This is a genomic window from Bradyrhizobium sp. SZCCT0231, from assembly GCF_018130245.1.
GTDB classification, from domain to species: Bacteria; Pseudomonadota; Alphaproteobacteria; order Rhizobiales; family Xanthobacteraceae; genus Bradyrhizobium; species Bradyrhizobium japonicum_F.
In genome coordinates this window covers 1-19,911 of sequence record NZ_JAFCKP010000025.1, presented here as the reverse complement: position 1 = coordinate 19,911, position 19,911 = coordinate 1, and the positions used below count along the sequence as shown (strand labels likewise).

18 protein-coding genes are annotated in these 19,911 nt (G+C 64.7%); 5 read left to right on the top strand and 13 right to left on the bottom strand.

All coding sequences use genetic code 11. The features are described 5' to 3' along the window. Window positions 1-96: 96 nt before the first annotated feature. From fabI to JQ566_RS32170, 6 genes are all read right to left on the bottom strand, one after another. On the bottom strand, window positions 97-885 hold the full coding sequence (fabI, locus tag JQ566_RS32195; protein ID WP_212379899.1) for an enoyl-ACP reductase FabI: 789 nt from the start codon (window positions 883-885) through the stop codon (window positions 97-99). Further along, a complete protein-coding gene (locus JQ566_RS32190; RefSeq protein ID WP_212379897.1) occupies window positions 882-2,096 on the bottom strand; it encodes an acetate/propionate family kinase in 1,215 nt (404 codons plus the stop codon). Before JQ566_RS32190 ends, fabI begins: the two co-directional genes overlap by 4 nt. A gap of 5 nt (window positions 2,097-2,101) precedes the next feature. Further along, window positions 2,102-3,058 (bottom strand): phosphate acetyltransferase, encoded by a 957-nt coding sequence (locus JQ566_RS32185; RefSeq protein WP_212379895.1) that lies wholly within the window; start codon window positions 3,056-3,058, stop codon window positions 2,102-2,104. Window positions 3,059-3,087: 29 nt separating this feature from the next. Then, the gene (locus tag JQ566_RS32180; protein WP_212379893.1) at window positions 3,088-5,304 is read right to left on the bottom strand and encodes a DUF3141 domain-containing protein; all 2,217 of its coding nucleotides are present in this window, start codon (window positions 5,302-5,304) and stop codon (window positions 3,088-3,090) included. 72 nt (window positions 5,305-5,376) lie between these two features. Continuing rightward, window positions 5,377-6,426, bottom strand: coding sequence for an AI-2E family transporter (locus JQ566_RS32175; protein WP_212379966.1), 1,050 nt, complete (start codon window positions 6,424-6,426; stop codon window positions 5,377-5,379). A gap of 227 nt (window positions 6,427-6,653) precedes the next feature. Further along, window positions 6,654-7,391, bottom strand: coding sequence for an SDR family oxidoreductase (locus JQ566_RS32170; RefSeq protein ID WP_212379891.1), 738 nt, complete (start codon window positions 7,389-7,391; stop codon window positions 6,654-6,656). A 328-nt stretch (window positions 7,392-7,719) separates the two neighbouring features. On the opposite strand from JQ566_RS32170, the gene JQ566_RS32165 reads away from it, so the two are divergent. From JQ566_RS32165 to JQ566_RS32155, 3 genes are all read left to right on the top strand, one after another. Beyond that, window positions 7,720-8,226, top strand: coding sequence for a winged helix-turn-helix transcriptional regulator (locus JQ566_RS32165; protein WP_212379889.1), 507 nt, complete (start codon window positions 7,720-7,722; stop codon window positions 8,224-8,226). A 534-nt stretch (window positions 8,227-8,760) separates the two neighbouring features. After that, window positions 8,761-9,003, top strand: coding sequence for a hypothetical protein (locus JQ566_RS32160; RefSeq protein ID WP_212379887.1), 243 nt, complete (start codon window positions 8,761-8,763; stop codon window positions 9,001-9,003). A 226-nt stretch (window positions 9,004-9,229) separates the two neighbouring features. After that, complete coding sequence (locus tag JQ566_RS32155) at window positions 9,230-9,463, top strand: hypothetical protein (RefSeq protein ID WP_212379885.1); 234 nt, start codon at window positions 9,230-9,232, stop codon at window positions 9,461-9,463. Between the two features lie 274 nt (window positions 9,464-9,737). On the opposite strand, the gene JQ566_RS32150 is transcribed toward JQ566_RS32155, so the two are convergent. From JQ566_RS32150 to JQ566_RS32120, 7 genes are all read right to left on the bottom strand, one after another. Next, window positions 9,738-10,439, bottom strand: a complete 702-nt coding sequence (locus JQ566_RS32150) for a hypothetical protein (RefSeq protein WP_212379883.1) — start codon at window positions 10,437-10,439, stop codon at window positions 9,738-9,740. After that, complete coding sequence (locus tag JQ566_RS32145) at window positions 10,436-11,722, bottom strand: efflux RND transporter periplasmic adaptor subunit (RefSeq protein ID WP_212379881.1); 1,287 nt, start codon at window positions 11,720-11,722, stop codon at window positions 10,436-10,438. The genes JQ566_RS32150 and JQ566_RS32145 overlap by 4 nt, the downstream gene beginning before the upstream one ends. Further along, window positions 11,719-14,901 (bottom strand): efflux RND transporter permease subunit, encoded by a 3,183-nt coding sequence (locus JQ566_RS32140; protein WP_212379879.1) that lies wholly within the window; start codon window positions 14,899-14,901, stop codon window positions 11,719-11,721. Before JQ566_RS32140 ends, JQ566_RS32145 begins: the two co-directional genes overlap by 4 nt. 61 nt (window positions 14,902-14,962) lie before the next feature. Next, window positions 14,963-15,904, bottom strand: coding sequence for an RNA polymerase factor sigma-32 (locus JQ566_RS32135; RefSeq protein ID WP_249139939.1), 942 nt, complete (start codon window positions 15,902-15,904; stop codon window positions 14,963-14,965). A gap of 147 nt (window positions 15,905-16,051) precedes the next feature. Then, window positions 16,052-17,476 (bottom strand): sensor histidine kinase, encoded by a 1,425-nt coding sequence (locus JQ566_RS32130; protein ID WP_212379877.1) that lies wholly within the window; start codon window positions 17,474-17,476, stop codon window positions 16,052-16,054. Window positions 17,477-17,491: 15 nt separating this feature from the next. Then, window positions 17,492-18,169 carry a response regulator transcription factor gene (locus JQ566_RS32125; protein ID WP_212379875.1) on the bottom strand — a complete coding sequence of 226 codons (678 nt, stop codon included), beginning with the start codon at window positions 18,167-18,169 and terminating at the stop codon, window positions 17,492-17,494. Window positions 18,170-18,243: 74 nt separating this feature from the next. Beyond that, complete coding sequence (locus JQ566_RS32120; protein WP_212379872.1) at window positions 18,244-18,420, bottom strand: hypothetical protein; 177 nt, start codon at window positions 18,418-18,420, stop codon at window positions 18,244-18,246. A 245-nt stretch (window positions 18,421-18,665) separates the two neighbouring features. On the opposite strand from JQ566_RS32120, the gene JQ566_RS32115 reads away from it, so the two are divergent. Then, entirely contained in the window at window positions 18,666-18,911 is a 246-nt protein-coding gene (locus JQ566_RS32115; protein ID WP_212379871.1) for a hypothetical protein, read from the top strand. A 269-nt stretch (window positions 18,912-19,180) separates the two neighbouring features. Continuing rightward, complete coding sequence (locus JQ566_RS32110) at window positions 19,181-19,552, top strand: hypothetical protein (RefSeq protein ID WP_212379869.1); 372 nt, start codon at window positions 19,181-19,183, stop codon at window positions 19,550-19,552. Window positions 19,553-19,911: the final 359 nt, after the last annotated feature.

Sequence of the window (19,911 nt, the reverse complement as noted above, 5' to 3'; positions counted from 1 at the left end):
TTCTGAAAAACAACCCCATGCAAAGTAGCCCGGGTCGGCCGGGCGCGGAGCAAGTCCCTTCGCGGGCTTCGCTCCATCCGGGCTCCGGCGAGGCGTTCAATCGATGATGTGATAGCCGCCGTCGATGTAGAGCACGCCGCCGGTGATCAGCTTGGCACCGTCGAGCGCCAGGAAGGCGGTGGCGTTGCCGACATCATCGATGCTGACGAGGCTGCGCGATGGTGCCTTGGACTGCGCCTTGTCCATCAGCTCGTCGAACTCGGGAATGCCCGAGGCCGCGCGCGTGGCGAGCGGGCCCGGGGAGATCGCGTGCACGCGGATGCCTTTGGGCCCGAGCTCCGCGGCGGCGTAACGGACGGCGGCTTCCAGCGCGGCCTTGGCGACGCCCATGATGTTGTAGTTCTCCACCACCATCTGGCTGCCGTAGTAGGTCATCGTGAACATGGTGCCGCCGTTCTTCATGAGCGGCTCGGCCAGATGCGCCATCCGCAGGAACGACCAGCAGGAGACCTCCATGGTCTTGAGGAAGCCGTCGCGGCCGACATCGACGACACGACCGTGCAGCGCCTCCTTGGGTGAGAAGGCGATCGAATGCAGCAGGAAATCAAGCTGGCCCCACTCCTTCGCGATCCTCTCGAACACCTGCTCGGTCTGGCCTTCGGTCATGACATCGAGCGGCATGAAGATCGGCGCCTGCAGCGCCTGCGCGAGCGGTTCGACATGCTTCTTGGCGCGGTCGTTGAGGTAAGTCACCGCAAGCTCCGCGCCGAGCGCGCGAAACGCCCTGGCGCAGCCCCAGGCGATGGATTGATCGTTGGCGATGCCGACGACGAGGCCCTTCTTGCCCTTCAGCGCAATCTTGGTCTCCGGATAGACGGGAATCATGACGCCCTCGCTTGTTGGGGGTGGCTCGACGGTCTGTTCATGAGGAGCGACAAGGTATGCTGCGCGATCATCAGCTCCTCGTCAGTCGGCACGACGTAGACCGGAATGGAACCGTCGGACCGCGAAATCAGGCGCGCGTGCCTGGCGTTCTCCGTCTGGTCGAGGGTCATCCCGAGCCAACCGAGCCGGGCGACCACGCGCGCGCGAATGGTCGCGGAGTTCTCGCCGATGCCGGCCGTGAAGACGAAGGCGTCCAGGCCCTGCAAGGCCGCCGCGAGCATGCCTGTGTTGAGGCCGATCCGGTAGACGAAATAGTCGATGGCAAGCTTCGCTTTGGGATCCTTGCTCGATTCCAGCTCGCGCATGTCGTTGCTGACGCCGGAAAGCCCCTTCAAGCCGCAGTCGCGGTAGAGAAAGTTCTGCATGTCGGAGGCCGACATGCCCTTCTCGGTCATGAGATAGAGCACGACGCCGGGATCGATCTGGCCCGGCCGGGTGCCCATCGGCAGTCCGTCCAAGGCGGTGAAGCCCATGGTGCTTTCGACGCTTCGCCCGTCCTTGATCGCGCACATCGAGGCGCCACTGCCGAGATGCGCGACAATCACCCGCTGCATCGCGAGTTCGGGCGCGATCTGCGGCAGGGTCTTGGCGATATACTCGTAGGACAGTCCGTGAAAGCCGTAGCGCCGCACGCCCTCTGCATGGAGCTGGTGCGGGATCGCATAGTGATCGGCGACGGCAGGATGCGTGCGATGAAAGGCGGTGTCGAAACAGGCGACCTGCGGCAGGGCCGGGAAATTGGCGAGAACCGAGCGGATCGGCGCCAGATTGTGCGGTTGGTGCAACGGCGCGAGGCTGATGAACCGTTCCAGGCGGGCGACCACGCCGTGGTCGATCAGCACCGGCCGCTCGTAGTCCGGCCCGCCATGCACGACGCGATGCCCGACGGCGATCGGGTGGATACGAAGCTCCTCGCGCAGCCAATTGCCCGCGAGCCCCATCGCGGCCGGCACGTCCGCGACCGTCTCGATCGGATAGGCCCGGTCGGCCATGGGATCGCCGCTCGCCCCGCTGGCCCGCAACCGCGGACGGCTGCCGATGCCGTCGACCTGCCCCTTGATCTGTCGTCGCAGCCTGCCCTCGCCCTCGATCGAAAAGACCTGGAACTTGACGCTGGAGGAGCCGGCATTGACGACGAGGATGGTGTCCATGGCGGTCACGCTGCAATGGTTGGCGAATGCTGGCGCCGTCCGTGAGCGTAGAGTGCTGCCACCGCACAGGACGCCATCCGGGCACGCGGGCTGTCCGCTCGCGAGGTGAGCACGACCGGCACGCGCGCGCCGAGCACGATGCCGGCACCGTCGGCCTTGGCGAAATAAGCGAGATTCTTCGCCAGCATGTTGCCGGCTTCGAGATCGGGAACGACCAAGATCTGCGCCCGGCCCGCGACCTCGGACTTGATGCCCTTGATGCGCGCCGCCTCCGGATCGATGGCGTTGTCGAAGGCAAGCGGTCCATCCAGCAGCCCGCCGGTGATCTGCCCGCGATCCGCCATCTTGCACAGCGCCGCCGCCTCGATCGTCGAGGGGATCTTTGCCGTGACGGTCTCGACCGCCGACAGGATCGCGACGCGCGGCTGCTTGCCGAAACCGGTCTGGGTGTAGAGATCGATCGCGTTCTGGATGATGTCGCGCTTGGCATCGAGATCGGGGAAGATGTTGATGGCTGCATCGGTGACGAAGATCGTCTCGGCATAGGCCGGCACGTCCATCACGAAGACATGGCTGATCCGGCGGTTGGTGCGCAGGCCTCCAACCTTCGCGGTGACGGCCCGCATCAGCTCGTCGGTGTGCAAGCTTCCCTTCATCAGCATCTCGCCGCGGGCCGCGTGGATCAGCTCGACGCCTTTGGCGGCGGCCTCATCACTATGGGCGGCGTCGACGACCTCGAATCCCGCGATGTCGAGACCGGACTTCTTTGCCGTGTCCCCAATCTTGCCGGCGGGGCCGACCAGGATCGGGCGAATGATGCCGGCCTGCGCGCTGTCGACCGCACCGCGCAGCGAGGTCTCGTCGCAGGGATGCACCACGATGGTCGGCATCGGCGGCAGTGCCTTCACCGCCGCGATCAGCCGGTCATACTTGCTGGGAGATGGTGTTGCGTCCGTTGACATGATGCTGCTCCCGCTCCTCTCGCCGGCCGCTACGATGCTCTTGCCTTTGGATCGAAAGGGGCGACGTTCGACGACGCCTCCTCCTCGACGCCGAACAATGCGACAATGCGCCGGAGCCGGCTCGCACGTTCCCCCGTGATCTCGCCGCTGGCGGACAGCACCTCGCGCATCGAGCCAATAACCGCGCGCCGCTTGTTGAGGTCCTCCGGCAGCATCCTGGGAATCGCAGCCAGGGCTGCTTCGCGATCGAGCAGCAGCATGAAGAACTGCTCGCGCACCAGCATCTTGAACTGCGCCAGGGTCAGTTGCGGACCGCTGTAGTCCCGGCGAACCTGCCGCAGCGCCTCGATGCTTCGCTCGTCCACCATTCCCCGCGCCGAGCCAATGTAAAGCAGGCTGCGAATGGCCGCTTCGCGCAAGCCTCCCTCGCCAATCTTCGATTTCAGCTCGGCAATCTTCCCTTCGAGCATCGCACGGTGCTCGGCCGACATTTCGCGCCGGCGCGACGGCTCCGAGTTCGGATCGATCCCGAGCGCCGCCTGCAGGGCCGGCGAGCCGTACACGTTGAGGAAGACCGCCTCGCTGAGGGCTTCAGTCGCATCGCGCCAGCTGTCGAGCGCATGAACGATCTGCTTGGACATCTGCTCCTGGAAGGCAAGGAACGGATTGTCCTTCGCCACCGGCTTGCGGTTGTCCTCGATCTCGTTGGCGGCCGACTTCACCGCGTTCATCAGCGGGTTCTTGCTGCTGAGCGCCTCGTACTGGAACCGCAGGGGATGCAGGTTGCGCATCGTCTCCGCCATCTCAGGCGTCACCATCTTCCTGATCCAGGGCTGAATGAACCTCTGATAGGCGGCCAGGTTGATCTCGGAGACCCGCTTGGCGGCGGCAAATCGCCGCTCGTCCTCCGGCGAATTGCCGCCCATGGCGCGGATGTCATCGAGCGTACGTGCTTCGCAGCGCATCACCCAATTGCCGACGACCATGTCAGAGCTCGTCGTCTCCTCGCCCTTGGCTTCGAACGTCGCCTCGTACAGCCCCGGCGGAAGCACGTCGATCAGGTCGATATTGCTGGAAAATTCGGCGTGCTCCTTCTTGGCCACACCGCCGGAGACGAAGATGCCGAGATGGCCGATGCTTTCGTGAACGGTGTAGACGATGGTCTGCGCATAGGCCCTGATCTCGTCGACATCGGCGTAGCAATCGAGGATCCAGTCAAGCGCCTGTTGCGGCGGGGTGATGTTGTCGCCCTTCGAGCAGAACACCACGATCGGCGAGCGGATGTTACGCAGATCCACCTTCTGGCCGTCGGACATTTCGATCTTGCCGGCCGCGAGATTGTTGCCCACGAAAAGCTCGTCGACGATGAACTGGATCTCCTCGGCGTTCAGATTGACGTGCCCGCCCCACCAGCGCTCGAATTCGAGGTAGCGGTCGGCCTCGCTGTCCACCTTGGAATAGACGTTGTATTGCTTGGTCCACAGCGTGTTCGATGGATTCTGGTTCTCGAAGTTCTGCACCAGCCACGCGCCGTCGAACTTGCCGCCGCCAAGATCGCTGGCGAGCGCGGTCAGCCAGCTTCCACCGAGCAGGCCGCCCGAATAGCGCATCGGATATTTGCCGTGCACGCCGGCCCAATAAGCAAGCGGCGCGCCGGCGACGATCAGCGGCCCGAACAGCTCCGGTCGCAGCGAGGCCAGGATCATGACGGCCCAGCCGGCCTGACAATTGCCGATCACGCAGGGCTTGCCGTCGGCCTTCGGATGCAGGCTGATGACTTTCTCGATGAAGAGCGCTTCGGCACGCGCGATGCGCTCGATGGTCTGTTCCGGCATGGGCTCCGGCAAGAAGCCGATGAAGTAACAGGGATGCCCCGCCTTCATGGCGACGCCGATCTCGCTGTCGGCCTTGAAGCCGCCGATACCAGGGCCGTGGCCAGCGCGCGGATCGACGATGACGAACGGCCGCCGTTCAAGATCGATTTCGACACCCTTGGGCGGAATGATGCGGACCAGCGCATAATTGACCGGTTGATCGAGCTTGCGGCCGTCGATGATCAATTCCGCGGCAAATTGCAGAACGTGCGGCGCGGTCTGGGCGACGTGCTCGCGATATTGATCCCCGCGCCGGCGCATGATGTCCAGGAACAGCACGCTGCGCTGTCCGGCATCGATCATGTATTCAACGGCCGAGGCGACAAGCCCGGAGATGGGACCGCCCGGCAGGCTTGGAGTTTCCATCGACATGTTCCGACCTCGCTCGCGTTTCGCTCCATACAAGGCGCGCTGCGCTGCGGAACGTTGATTTAGGTCAACAGGTCAAGGTTTCGCGATCACGTTCGACGCCGTGCGGTCGAGGCGGATCCAGGCGACCGCAAGCTCCCAGCTCACCGATAGAATGATCGGCCCGATGAAAAGGCCCACCATACCATGCGCCAACGTGCCGCCGATCACGCCGATCAGGATCACCAATGTCGGTGTGGTCAGGCCACGCCCCATCACCAGCGGTTTCAAGATGTTGTCGAGCACGCTGACGATTCCCAGGAAAAGCGTCAGCAGCAGTGCCGTGGTGACGTCCTTCGCTGCCCAGATCCAGATGATCACCGGCAGCATCACGATCGCTCCGCCGATCTGTACGATAGACAACAACAATACAATGAATGCCAGAAGGCCGGCGATCGGAATGCCGGCGAGCTTGAATCCGATTCCGGCCAGCAGGGCCTGGATCACCGCGATACCGATCACGCCCTGCGATACCGCACGGATGGTCGCGCCTGCGAGGTCCAAGAAATGCTCGCTTTGCTCGGGAACGATCCGCGACAGAAATCCCCTGCCGGCCGCCACAAGATGCTGCCCATAAGGCAACATCAGTCCGGCCACCGCCACCGACAACAGGAACTTGATTGCGCCTACGCCGGCATCGCCGGCAAGCCCCAACAACGTGCCGGCGAACGGCTTCAGATAGGGCGCGATCTGGCGAAGCACAGAGCGGAGATTGGTCGAAGCCTCGTCCCAGAACGCATAGAGCTGCGGTCCAACCACGGGCCAGCTCTGGATATTTTCGGGCGGCGACGGGATAGCGATCTCGCCAGCGGCCAGCTGCCCGGCAAAATCCTTGACCCCATCCACCGCGCCCATTCCAAGCCAGGTCGCCGGACCGATGAGAATCGCCAGACTGATTGCCGTGAGAAGCCCTGCCGCGAGCTTCGGGCGACCGCCCAAGGCCTTGGCAAGCAGCACGAAGACCGGATTGAGCGCGACCGCGAGCACGACGCCCCAGGCGAGGATCGTGCCAAACGGTCGGATCAGGACGAGGGTCCAGATGATCAGAAGAGCCAGCAGCCCAAGCCGGACTACAAGCTGGATCATGTCTTCGCCGGTGACCAGCTGACGAAGTGTCTTCACGGCCGCGCCTTTATTCTCGTCGAACTGCACGCACGATCGGCACCCTAGCCGGCGCCTTTACAAAGCGATCTTGATCCAGATCAAGCGATCGAGCCGGCAAGAGGCCTGACTTGGGCCGCAGGCTCGGAATCCATCCGAGGTCGTCGTCGGCTTTCACCAAGCGATGATTGATTGCAGTCTTGCTGATCCCCTCACCACTTCTCGCCGAAGGGGCGGATTTCCAGCTCGAACGTCCATGCGCTCTTCGGCTGCTGGTAGAGTTGCCAGTAGGACGCGGCGACCGATGCCGGCGGCATCAAGGCGTCCGGATCATCGAGTGCATTGGGACCGAGCGCCTCGATGCGACGCTGCCGGACCCATTCCGTATCGACGCCGGAGTCGATGATGAGATGCGCGACGTGGATGTTCTTCGGACCCAACTCGCGCGCCATCGCCTGCGCCACGGCACGGAGGCCGAATTTCGCGCTGGCAAAGGCGGCATAGCCGCTGCCGCCGCGGAGCGATGCCGTCGCGCCGGTGAAGAAGATGTTGCCGCCGCCGCGCGGCAGCATCAGCCGCGCTGCCTCGCGGCCTGCCAAGAAGCCGGAATAGCAGGCCATCTCCCACACCTTCCGGAACACGCGTTCCGTGGTCTCCAGAATCGGGAAATTGACGTTCGCACCGATGTTGAAGATGCACACTTCGAGCGGCGCATGCTTGTCGGCATCATTGAGGAAGGAGATGATCTCCTCCTCCTTGCGCGCATCCAGAGAGCGGGCCTGGATCTCGCCGCCGGCGGCCTCGATCTCCTTGACCAGTGGCGCCAGCTTGTCGCCGTTGCGGCGCCCGGCGAACACGGTGAATCCCTCGGAGGCGAACTTCTTGGCGATCTCGCCGCCGATATAGTCGCCGGCGCCGATCACTGCCACGGTCGCGTTTCTCTTCTGCACGGGTCGTCTCCCGGTTAGGTTAGATTTGTCGAAGCTGCTTTGCCTGCACCACAGCACCCGGCGCGATGCCGCGGCCCTGGACCATGACCATCCGGCGGCTCGCGGCATCGACCGCGCCTGGAAAGTCCGCCATGGCCACCTGGCATCCGAGGCTCAGCACGTTCTTAATTCTATAGTTCTAAAATAGAACCGTCAAATTATCTGGAAATGGCTTGTTTTTCCTGATCTGGAGGAGGATTGTTGGAACTTTAGTGCCTATCTAGAATGGAGGAAAGCCGTGCCGGCTCCCTGACGATTCGAGCCCGCGACGGGCCGCTGGAATGAATGGATGAAGTGGAAAGAGCTCGAGGAAGAGCCATGTTCGATGGCCCGAACCATCGGCGTGATCGGCGATCGCTGGACTCTTCTGATCTTGCGCGAATGCTTCCTGCGCACCCGCCGCTTCGAGGGCTTCCAGTCGGCCCTCGGTATCACGCGCCACCTGCTGGCCGAGCGGCTGAAAAAACTGGTACGGCAGGGCATCCTGCGCCGCATTCCCTACCAGGAATCCCCCAAGCGCCACGAATACATCCTGACTCAAAAGGGGCTCGATCTGTATCCGATCATGATGGCGATCGTGCATTGGGGCGATATTCACATGGTCGACGAGCGCGGCAGGCCGTTGCTGCACCAGCACCGCAAGTGCGGCAAGGACTTCGATCCGGTCATGGTGTGCTCCGAGTGCGGCGAGCCGCTTTCGGCCAAGGAGGTTCACACTCACCCGGGGCCGGGCGCCCGTAGCACCCCACCGAACCCGGCGGCCTCGAAGACGAAGGCGCGCTCCCGCGCCGCTTGAGGCGCGCGGATCCATGATCTGTCGTCACCTGCGGGCAGCCGATGTCGCTCCTATACCCGGATCACATCTGAAGCCGGTTCGAATTTCCGGCAGGCCGATTCCGCGCGCTGCACGCGTCATGTTGTGCGGGCGCCGCCGGCCGCTGCAATGATTGATACGTCCGTCACAATGCCTGCTGCGGGCTCATTCGGACCTGGCGTCCAGCACATCCCGAAGCTTTCCAGGTGGCGCCGGTCCATCGCTGCAGACGTATCCGAACTGGGCTCCGCGCGCGATTTTGACCATGAACGATCGCGCGATCGAGTCTGACATCGGTGACAGGAATCCCTGCGACAACGCACAGAGTATTCGTCGATAGACTGGCCACTATGTCCTGCAGTCGGCCATCTTCTCGCGAGCGTGATGCACACGCACGGGTTTTGTCCGCCGGGCGACCTATATGTCCCGGCATAGAAGACGATTCCGGAAACGCCATCAGCCGAGCAGCGATCTCTCGCCCAGCGACTCCGCACGAGACAACAATGGAGAATCGCTATGAGTGCATTGAAGATCCTGATCGCTGCGGCACTGATCTCAACAGCGACGCTGTCGTCGGCCTCCGCTGCCTGGTCCTTCGCCGACCAGGAGCCAGCGGCCTATGCCTCGATGTATCCCGACCGCGACGTACTGAATGGCGGCGCGTTGACGCCGGCAGGACGGATGGGCCTCGAGCGCCCCGGTGGCGCCGCTCCCGTGTTCGGCGCGGGTCAGGTGCACGGCCATCATTGGCGCCGATGACAGGGTGGAGCGAGCAGACAAGATGCAGCCCGCGAGTAGAGGCGACCATCGTCCGCGAGTACGCCCACGCCGTGCGCGCGCAACTACGATGAACATCGCGCGCGCATGACTCCGTGCAAAGACGAAAATGACCGTTCGTTTGATACTGCGGATCGAGCGCACGCGTACACATGTCTGGCGAGCGAGCCGAGGCATTCCCGGCATCGCTTTATCAAGGAGACGTACGATGACGACACTGAAGCTGTTTTCGGCCGGACTGATCGCCGCGGCGATGGTTACCTCCCCGGCGATCGCGCGCGAAAGCAATACCAACGCGCGGCGCACGAACGTCGATGCCTACGCATCGGCGCAACGTGTTCCGGTCACTTCCAAGCGCGGCTGCACGCGGGCTCCGGACGTCGGCGCCTATGCAACTGCCCCGTGGCGCCGTCCGCCCTGCGAGCCCACCTCCGGCTATTGAGCGCGCGGTCCGGACGAGGCCCTTCGGCGTGACGCAATCGCGCACACTGAGCCGAAGCGGATCGTCACACGGTCTCGAGGCTTGTCCGTCTCGAGCAGGAAGGAGGAATGACAACTGTTCGCGACGCTGTCATTCCTCCGATCCCGATCGGCAGATACCTGATCGTTGACTCTGTCTCCGCCGCCAAATGGGCGATCGAGCACCGGCATCAGCGAAGATTGTCGCTGCTCGGCAGGAGGATATCGTACGGCGATTGCGCTACACGGCTTCACCCTCAACAGCCCGGCGGCAAAATCGGCGTGACGCCCGGCGTCGGCGCCGCACCTGTTGCGTTGGCCGGCATCACTGTCGCAGGCGACGCCAGATTCATCGTCACGCCTTCCGCACATGTCGACGTGTTGGGGCTCGGCGCGACCGCAGCATTTGGATCGATGCCCGTGCCGCCAGCGTCAGTGACGACCTGCGGGATCGTGCCGGGCGAGGGTCCGGCCGGCACGTCCGCGATCGAGAGCGGCAAGGATGCAGCGCTCGCGACGGCTCCGCCTGGTGTTGAACTGCACGCGGTGGTCGCCGCCGTCCCCGCCGGCGCAGCCGCGGGAACGGTCCCGATCGAGCTGGTGTTCTGCCCCATCGCCGGCACGATCGGGACCACACTGCCAGACGCCGGCAATCCCGTGCTCGATACGATCGGGGTCGCCGGCACCGGCGTCGGAGACGCCGATGGTGGCGCACAGACGACGACCGTACCCGGCGTCGTCGGATCCAGCGCGAGTGGGACAGGTGCCAGCGTGGTATCGGGAGCGCCCGGCACAGTCGCTGCGGAAAACGGCCCCGGACTATTGAGCGGCGACGTGACGATCGCGCCCGGCACGGTCGGAAGGTCCATCGCCGTGCTGCCGGTCGTCGCTACCTGGGCTTTGCCGGCAGAGCAGCCGAGCAACAGGGCAGCGAGCGCCGCGCATACGATCCGGATCATGTCTGGGTCCCCTGGCTCGCATCCTGCTTGCGAATGGCGACCTTGCTGCCCTCGGCCAGATTGACCGGCGGATTGAGCACGACCTGATCGCCGGGCTGCACGCCCTCGCGCACTTCTATCGACGTGCCGAAATCCCGCGCGATCGAGACCTTCTGCAAATGAACGACACCATTGCGCACGACTGCGACATGAAGGCCGTTCTGATCGAAGACCAGCGCATCCGCCGGAACCGACATCGACGGAGTCTTCCGCGGGATCGACAGCTCGACCGTGCAGTAGATGCCTGGATTCAAGGCGCCGTCCGGATTGGGGACGTCGATCTCGGTCAGCAGCGTTCGGCTTCCCGGCTGCAACGCGGTCGCAATGCGCGTGACCTTTCCCGGAAAGGTCCGGCCCGGAATCTCGGGGACGCGAATCTCGGCATCGACGCCCGGCGCGATGCCGAAGGCCTCGTCCTGCGGAACGAAGACTTGGGTTCGGATCACATTCGAATGCATCAGCGTGAACATGAAGGTCGATCCGGCCTGGACGAGGCTGCCATTGTCCACGTTGCGTTGCGTGATCACGCCGTCGAACGGTGCCACCACGCGCTGGTAGGCCTTCTCCTGCTGCAGCACGCGAATCTGCGCCTCCTGCGCCGTGATGTTCGACTGCGCCACGTTCACGGCGGCCTGCTGGGCGCGCAGGGTGAGACGATCGTTGTCACCCTGCTGAGCCGTCAACCAGCCCTGCTTGACCAGATTGCTGTCCCGCGCATTGGTGACGTCGGCAAGCTCCCGGCTCGCCTGCGCCTGCTGCAACGCGGCCTGGTTCTGCGCCAGCATCGCCTGCGCCTGCGCGATCTGCTGGTCGAGCTCCGGCGCGGTGATCGCGGCAAGGAGATCGCCCTTCTTCACGCGATCGCCGATATCGACGTAGCGCTTCTCGATGTAGCCGCTGGCCCGCGCGAAGATGTTCGCGGCCTCGAACGCCGTCGTCGTCGCCGGCAGCGTGACCTTCATGAGGTCGCCACCGGCACGAACCGTCGCGACCCGAACCTCCGGGATGGCGGTCCTGATCTGCTCCGTCGATGCAGCCAGATCGCGTGCGGCCTGATAGTGCCGCCAGCCGCCCACGCCAAGGCCGCCCGTTAGCAGCAGAAGCATAGCGCCGCCGAGCCAGGCGCCGCCGTGCCGGCGTCGTGGCCGCGCCTCCTTGCCGGGCAACTCCACGATGCGGCCGCTTTCCGCATCTGGCTGGTCGCTCACCTCGTCGCTATTGGTCCGCACGCGAACATCGCTCATTCCGGTTGCTCCTCGAATACGCCGTGGTGAGCCTTGCCGTCATTGCCCTTGCGCAGCCAGGCGAAGAGATAAGGCACGATCAGCAATGTCGTGGGCGTCGCGAACAGCAGCCCGCCGATGACGGCGCGGGCGAGCGCCGCGTTCTGCTCCTCGCCCGGGCCTCCGATCGCCATCGGGATCATGCCCACGATCATCGCGGCGGCCGTCATCAGCACGGGACGGATTCGCGTGCGGCCCGCACTCAGCGCAGCCTCGAACGCGGACTGCCCCTTCAGCTGCGCCTCACGCGCGAAGGTCACGAGCAGGATGGAATTGGCCGACGCAACCCCCACCGCCATGATCGCACCCATCAGCGAAGGCACGTTCAGCGTCGTCCCGGTGATGAACAGCATCGTCACGATACCGCAGAACGTCGCCGGCAACGCCATGATGACGACAAAGGGGTCGCCGAAGTTCTGGTAGTTCACGACCATCAGCATGTAGACCAGGATGGCGGCAAACAGCAGCCCGATCCCGAGATCGCGGAACGATTGATGCATGCTCTGGATCTGTCCCAGGACCTGGATCGAATTTCCCGGCTGCAGCTGCTTTTGAAGCGTCGAAGTCACCTTGTCGATATCCGCCGCGACGCTGCCGAGATCGCGCCCCTGCACGCTCGCATAGACGTCAAACACCGGTTGGACATTGGCCTGGTTCAAATTGGTCGGCACAGTCCCGCGCTTGAAGGTCGCGACATTGCTGAGCAGGCCAGGCACCGTCTGCCCGCTTGCAGCCAGCGAGGCCGACACCGGCGTGTTCGCCAGCGCATTGAGTGAATTGGCGCGGTACTCCGGCGTCTGCACGGCCAGATAGTAGGGAATGCCCGATGTCGGATCGGTCCAGAAATTCGGCGAGACCTGGGCGGACGAGCTGAGGCTGACATTGATGTTGGTCGCCACCGTGCTGGCGTTGAGTCCCAGTTGAGCGGCCCGGGTCCGGTCGATGTCGGCATAGAAGGCCGGCGCATCGACTTCCTGCTGGAGATGCGCATCGACGATCCCGGGAATTGCCGCCAGGCTCTTCTGCAATTCCTTCGCCACGGCCAGATTGTTGGCGCCGTAGCCGACGGTCCGGACGTCGATTTGTGCCGGCAGGCCGAAATTCAGGATCTGGGTGACGATATCGGCCGCCTGGAAATAGAAGACGTCCTCCGGGAATGCCGCCGGCAAGACCTGGCGCAGCTTCTTGACGTAGTCCGCGGTCGGCTTGTGGCCGTCCTTGAGCGATACGAGGATCGTGCCGTCGTTCACCCCGATCGTCGAGCCGTCGGTGAAGGCCAGATTGTAGGGGCGCGCCGGCAGTCCGATATTGTCGACGATCAGCCCGCGATCCCGGTCCGGAATGACCTCGCGGATCTTGTCCTCGACCGCCTGGAAGATCGCCTCAGTGCGCTCGATGCGGGTGCCGGCGGGCGCGCGAACATGGAGCTGGATCTCGCCGCCGTCGATCAGGGGATAGAAGTCCCTGCCCACGTAGACGAACATGACGGCCCCGAGAGCCAGCACGAGCAGGGCAGCGGTCGGCACGATGCCGCGCCGCCGGAGCAGCATCGTCAAGAGCTCGGAATAGCCGTCGCGCAGGCGCTCGAAGGCGCGCTCGAACATGGCCGAGGCGCGCGAAAACAGGCCGGATGGTCTTTCGCCCTCGCCATGGCGCCGCTCGCCCTTCAGCAACAGGCCGATCGTGATCGGCGTGAGAGTCCGCGACAGCACGTATGAGGCCAGCATCGCGAACACCACCGCAAGGCCGAGCGGCGTGAACAGGTATTTGGCCGGTCCTTCCAGGAATACGACGGAAGTAAAGACGCAGCTGATCGCAAGCGTGGAGACGAGCGTCGGTACGGCGATTTCGGCCGCACCGTGCAGCGTCGCCTCCGACAGCGGCATCCCCTCCTCGGTCCAGAGCCGATGCGTGTTCTCGATCGTCACCGTGGAATCGTCGACCAGGATTCCGACCGCGAGCGCCAACCCGCCCAGCGTCATCGTGTTGAGGGTCTCGCCGAGGAAATGCAGCACGACGAGCGAGGACAGCATCGCGAGCGGGATGGAGATCAGCACCACGAGCGTCGACCGCCACGACCCCAGGAAGACCAGGATCATCAGCGCCGTGAGCCCCGCCGCGATCGCGCCTTCGCGCAGCACGCCGTCGACCGAATGGGTGACGAAGACCGACTGATCGAACAGTTCGCTGATCTTCAACCCGGCAGGGGCCGACGCTCGAATCGACTCCAGGGCCTGCTTGACACCGTTGACGACGGCAAGCGTCGAGGCATTGCCGTTCTTGATCACGCTGAGCAGGACCGACCGATGACCGTCCTCGCGCACGATGTTCTGCTGGACCTGCGATCCGTCGCGGACCTGGGCAACATCCTTCAGCAGGATGGTCGCGCCGTTCGCGAACTTGACCGGGATCATGTTGAGATCCTTGATCGAGGCGGGCGTCGCATTGGTCCTGATGGTGTACTGGGTGTCGCCGATCTTCGCCGTGCCGGTCGGCAGCGTCAGGTTCTGGGTGTTCACCGCATTGACGATGTCGAGCGGCGTCAACCCGCGCGACAGCAGCTTGTTCGGATCGATGTCGACCATGATCTGCCGGTATTTTCCGCCGGCAGGCGTCGGCAGCGTCACCCCCGGGACCGGAGCCAGCTGCTGCCGGATCCGGTAGATGCCGAAGTCGTATAATTGCTGCTCGTTCAATTTGTCGGACTCGAGACTGAGCTGCAGCACCGGCACGCTCGAGGCATTGAACTGCACGATGACCGGCGGCTGAATGCCCGGCGGCATCAGGGCGCGGATGGCGTTGGTTGCCGAAACGATCTGCGAGATCGCGAGATCGAGATTGACGTCCGGCTGGAAGTAGATCTTCTGAACCGACAGGCCGTTGAGCGTCTGCGCCTCGATGTTCTTGATGCCGCTGACATTGGCGCTGATCGAGTACTGGCTGTACGTAGAGACGCGCTGCTCCATCTCCGGCGTCGAGAGGCCGGTATAGCTCCAGATGACCGTGACGACGGGAATGCGGATCTCGGGAAAAATGTCCGTCGGCATCGACCAGACCGCGATGCCGCCGAGAAACAGGATCAGCGCCGCGAGCACATAGAAGGTGTGCGGAAAGCGGAGCGCAAAGCGGACAATTCCCATGATGGCGCCTGCCTGGAGGTTGCGCGAAGTCTCTGTTCAGATGGCGGCGATGCGCGGCCGTTCAAATGAAAACGCGTTCAGCATCGCTGGCGGTTGGCGCCAGGGACGGCGACTGCGTGGCACGGATCGCGGCTTGCCGGACCTTTGCAAAGGCGCGAAGCTCGATCTGCCGAACGCGTTCGCTGGAGATCGAAAGCTCGCGGGCGAGCTGATCGAGCGTCGGGGGATGCTCAGCGAGCCGCCTTGCCTCCAGCACGCGCCGCTCGCGCCCCGTGAGGGCCTTGAGCGCGGTCCGCAGGGCACCGGCCCGGCGCTCCGTCTGGTCCCGATCGGCAAGAATGGTCTCGGCGTCGCGCGCCTCGTCCACGAGCATGGCCTCCCACTCGGCACCTTGCTCGTCGCCGCCAACCCGCGCGTTCAGCGACAGGTCGCCGCGCAGCCGGCAATCCATCTCGATCACGTCACGCGCGGACACGTCGAGCTTGACGGCAATCGCCTCGGCAACGTCAGGCGTGATCCCCGCCATCGCGCCGCCGGCGGTCTTTCGCATCTCGCCGCGGAGCCGGAAAAACAGCTTCTTCTGGGCCGCCGTCGTTCCAATTCTGACCAGCGACCAGGAGCGCAGGATGTACTCGTGAATGGCAGCCTTGATCCACCATGTCGCATAGGTGGAGAATCGCGAGTTTCGGCCGGGCTCGAACCGCGACGCAGCAATCACGAGACCGAGATTGGCCTCGGCCATGAGGTCGGCGAACGGCAGACCATATCCCCGGTAGCTCCGCGCGACCTTGGCGGCGAGGCGGAGATGGCTCGTGACGAGCACGTTCGCGGCATCGCCGTCCCGCGTCTCCTGCCAGCGACGCGCAAGCTGCTGCTCCTGCTCGCGCTCGAGCAGGTCGTAGCGGCCGATCAGTGCGGAATACGGATTGGCCACGCCGGCCGCTTTAGGCCTGGCCGGCACGGCGACATCGATCTTGCTCAAACCCGCGTGGCGCATTGGCATCTCTTGCTCCCACATTGGAACCGGCGAACGGAGCGTAAGAGGCCTCCGACTGACGGCGCCAGTAAATTGGACTTAACAAGCCTGAATTCGCTTTCAGATATCTCGACGTGATTTCCGCTTCGCACGCATCGCGCGCGCCCTTCGCGGTCACAACGGCGCGAGGCTGGCGTGACGCGCGCGAGCGGGGTCGGATGCCGCGGTCCCGCGTGATGTCTTTCCCGACGCGGCGAGGATCTCCACCCGTCCGCCGGGTGCAGGGCAAATGGTCAGGCGGAAGCCGTGCAGCTTGACGATGGCGGCGACGAGGCTCAGGCCCAGTCCCACTCCCGGCGTATTGCGCATCTTGTCGGAACGATAGAATCGCCGCAGCACAGCCTCGCGCTCCCCCTCGCCGATGCCGGGGCCGGTATCGCTCACGCCGACGCGCACGGTCTTGGCGTCCGACACCAGCTCGAGCGTCACCCTTCCACCGCGCGGCGTGAACTTGACGGCGTTGTCGACGAGATTGGCGATCGCCTCGAACAGCAGATCCCGGTCGCCCCGCACCTCCGCCTTGCGGTCGATGTCGACGCGAAGCGCGATGTCCTTGTCTTCGGCGATCGGTTCATAGACGTCGCACACCTGCCGCAGGATCTCGTCGAGCGCGACCTCACCGAACCCGGCCGTGCGGCTGCTGCTCTCGATTTCGGCCAGGCGCAGCAGCGCGGTGATGATCGCGAGCGACTGGTCGATGCCGGCGATGGACTTGTCCACGACGTCCTGAAGGTTCTCCAGAGTGGCTGCGTGCGTACGACCGCGCTCCAGCGCCAGACGGACCCGCGTGAGCGGCGTCCTGAGATCGTGGGCGATGTCGTTGCCGACACCGGCCAGCGCGTTGATCGTCGTCTCCATCTCATCGAGCATGCCGTTGACGATCCTGGCCAGCCGCGCAAACGGATCGTCCGCATTGGTCTGCGGCAGCCGCTCGCGGAGATCGCCGGCCACGATGCGCTGTACGTGCCGGTTCACCTGCTCGACGCGCCGCTCGGCGCGGATGCTGAGCCAGGCCCCGGCCAGCAGGCAGAGGCAGAATGCCGGCAGCAGGCCGAGCAGCAGCGCCTGCCCGACGACGCTGGATATCTCGCGCGTCTCATCGACATTCCGCCCCATCACGAGAATGTGGCCGTTGCCGAGCTGCCTGCCCGCGGCCTTGACGACGGCATCGCGAACCGGCGGCGGCCCGACCCGGGCGAGCCGCATGCTGCGGACCGGCCCGCCGAGATCGAGATGCGGCGGCAACCGTTCGATGTTGCCGGCAAGCCGGGCGCCTGCGGCATCGAACAGGCCGGCATATTGCACGCCCCTGGAGTCCTGCTCGAGATGATCGGAAATCGCATCGATGAGACGGCCGGGCGGCAGCTGGGCCAGGACGTTGAGCTGCGTTGCGATCATGCGATCGGACCGCATGATCAGGTAATCGTCGATCTTCCAATAGATGAAGGCGAACAGGGCGGCAACGAACAGCGCCAGCGTGGCTGCAACCGCCGCGGCCCAGAGGAACGTGTTCGAACGGATGAACTCAATCTGCCGCATGATCCGCCGGACCTGTCAGCGAACGCGCAGGATGAATCCTGAGCCGCGAACGTTGTGGATGAGTTGCGTCTCACCGGGACCGTCGACCTTGTGGCGAAGACGGCCCATGTGCACGTCGATGAGATTGGTGGTCGCCGGAACGAATTTGTAGTTCCAGACCTCCTCGAGCAGCATCGCGCGCGTCAGCAGCTGATCGCTCCGCCGCATCATGTATTCGAGCAGGCGGAATTCGCGCGGCAGCAGGTCGATCTCGCGCTCGCCGCGCCGCGCGGTCCGCTCGATCAGGTCGAGCTCCAGCGGGCCGGCATGCAGCGTGGTCTCACGGTTGTCGATCGGACGGCGCAGCAGCGCCTCCACGCGCGCGACGAGCTCGACCAGCGCGAACGGTTTTGTGAGATAGTCGTCGCCGCCGACGCGCAAGCCGCGCACCCGGTCGTCGACGGCGCCGAGCGCGCTCAGCACCAGCACCGGCGTCCTGACCTGATCCTTGCGCAAGGCCTCGATGACGGTGAGCCCATCCATTCCGGGCAGCATGCGATCGACGATCAGCGCATCGGGCGAGGATTCGCGCGCGCGGTCGAGACCGCCGATGCCGTCGGGCGCCCATCGCACCTCGAAGCCGTGCTCGGTGAGCTCCGACACGATCGCGTCGGCGGTCTCGGTGTCGTCCTCGATCAGGAGAATCCGCGTCATTGTGCTGGTCCCACGTGCTGCGAGACGTTGAGGCCGGCGGCGAGGCATGGGCTCGCTGGTCCGCGACGACATGTTCAATGCCCCTTCGGGCCGAACATGCGGGGCAGCACCATCATGCGACGCGCCGCCGGCTCGTCATGCAGATAGTCCCCGGCGGGATCGAGCACCATTAAATAGCATGTCAGGGAGGCCCGACGCGCGGCCACCGCCAGCGGTGCGAGCGCGATCGAATGTGCTGTCGCCGCGATCATCTCTCATCTCCATGCAGCAGGACGCTCTTACGGATATGTCCTTGCAGATATGTCCTTGGGGAGGCCGTTGTTACGCGCCGGCACCGCGAACGTTGCCGGTTTGCACGATCGTGCTTGCCGGCAACGTCGGGATCACGCGCCGTTGAAGGCGGGTGAGCGATTCGTGCGTTTGGTTCACGCGCGACCATACGCACCTCCTTCGCAGGCCGGCTTGGACTGCCTGCTGTCACACAAGGAGAATCCCAATGACCACTCTCAAGCTGTTGTCGACCGGACTGATCGCTGTCGCCATGCTCGGGGGACCGGCCATGGCGCGCACCAGCCATGCCGTCACGCATCCATCCGCCATGCAGGCCGATCCGGTCGCATCGGAGGGGCCCGTCTATCAGGGCGGCCGCGCCTGCGTTCCGGCGCCGCGCGTCGGCGCGTTCGCGACAGCGCCGTGGACCGGCAACAATGTTCCCTGTGAGCCGGGCACCGGCAGCTTCTGATCATGGCGACCTCGCGGCCGGGTGGGCGCCTCGCCCGGCCGCTTGCCGTTCAAGGATGCAGGCGGGCCCGATCGCGGGCCCGCCTTTGCTTTGCGAGGCGCGCCGGCGACCGCCCGCACATCCCGCCGAGGCGCCCCGCGCCTGACATCGAATTCAGTGGGAGGGCCGCGCGAGCTTCCTATCTTCCCTTCACGCAGGGGCTTGCGGACGGCACGAGGCGCAAGCGAGCGCATCGGCCGCCGCGCATCCGGACACGAAAGGAGTCCCTCATGAAACGAGCATTGATGATCCTGGCGACAGCGGCGCTTGCCTCCGCGCTGGCTGTCGGAACGGCCGAAGCGCATGGCGGCGCTGGCGGCGGCCACGGCGGCTTCGGCGGTGGCGGCTTCAGCGGCGGCCATATGGGCTTTGGCGGCGGCGCGCATTTCAGCGGCATGGGACATGCCGGCGGATTCGGCGGCGGTGCCCGGTTCGGCGGCGAGCACCTCGGCTTCGGCGGCCATGCCGGCGGCCTCCGCCAGCACGCGTTTCACCACTTCGGCCGCTTCCGGCCCGGATATGGATTCTACGGCGCCTATCCGGATTGCTATGACTGGTACGCGTTTCATCCCGGCCAGCCGTTGCCGCTGAGCTGCAGCTAAGCCTGCATGCACGATGCCGATCGGTCCGGGCCGCGCAGCGTCGCAGTGCCGGCCGATCGCACCGCGCAGCTTGATAGCGTTGCGATGAAACACATGGCTTCGCGTTCTCGCGGCCTGTTTCGCCCGAGCTTTCTCGTCGTCGCTCCGCCCTTCTTCAGCCAAGAGGGCGCAGGGAAGGCCGCATAGGCGTTAAGTTTATTCTTGAGTGTTGGAATCACACGTGATTCCAAGGGGCATGGCAGACGAATCGCTTCTGAACGAGGACTGGACGAGAGTGGTTGCGCAGCTGGGTGGAGCTGAGCAGCTTGAGACGAGTGCGCGCCAGACGACGGCTTTCGTGCGGCGGCGCCAAATTCCAG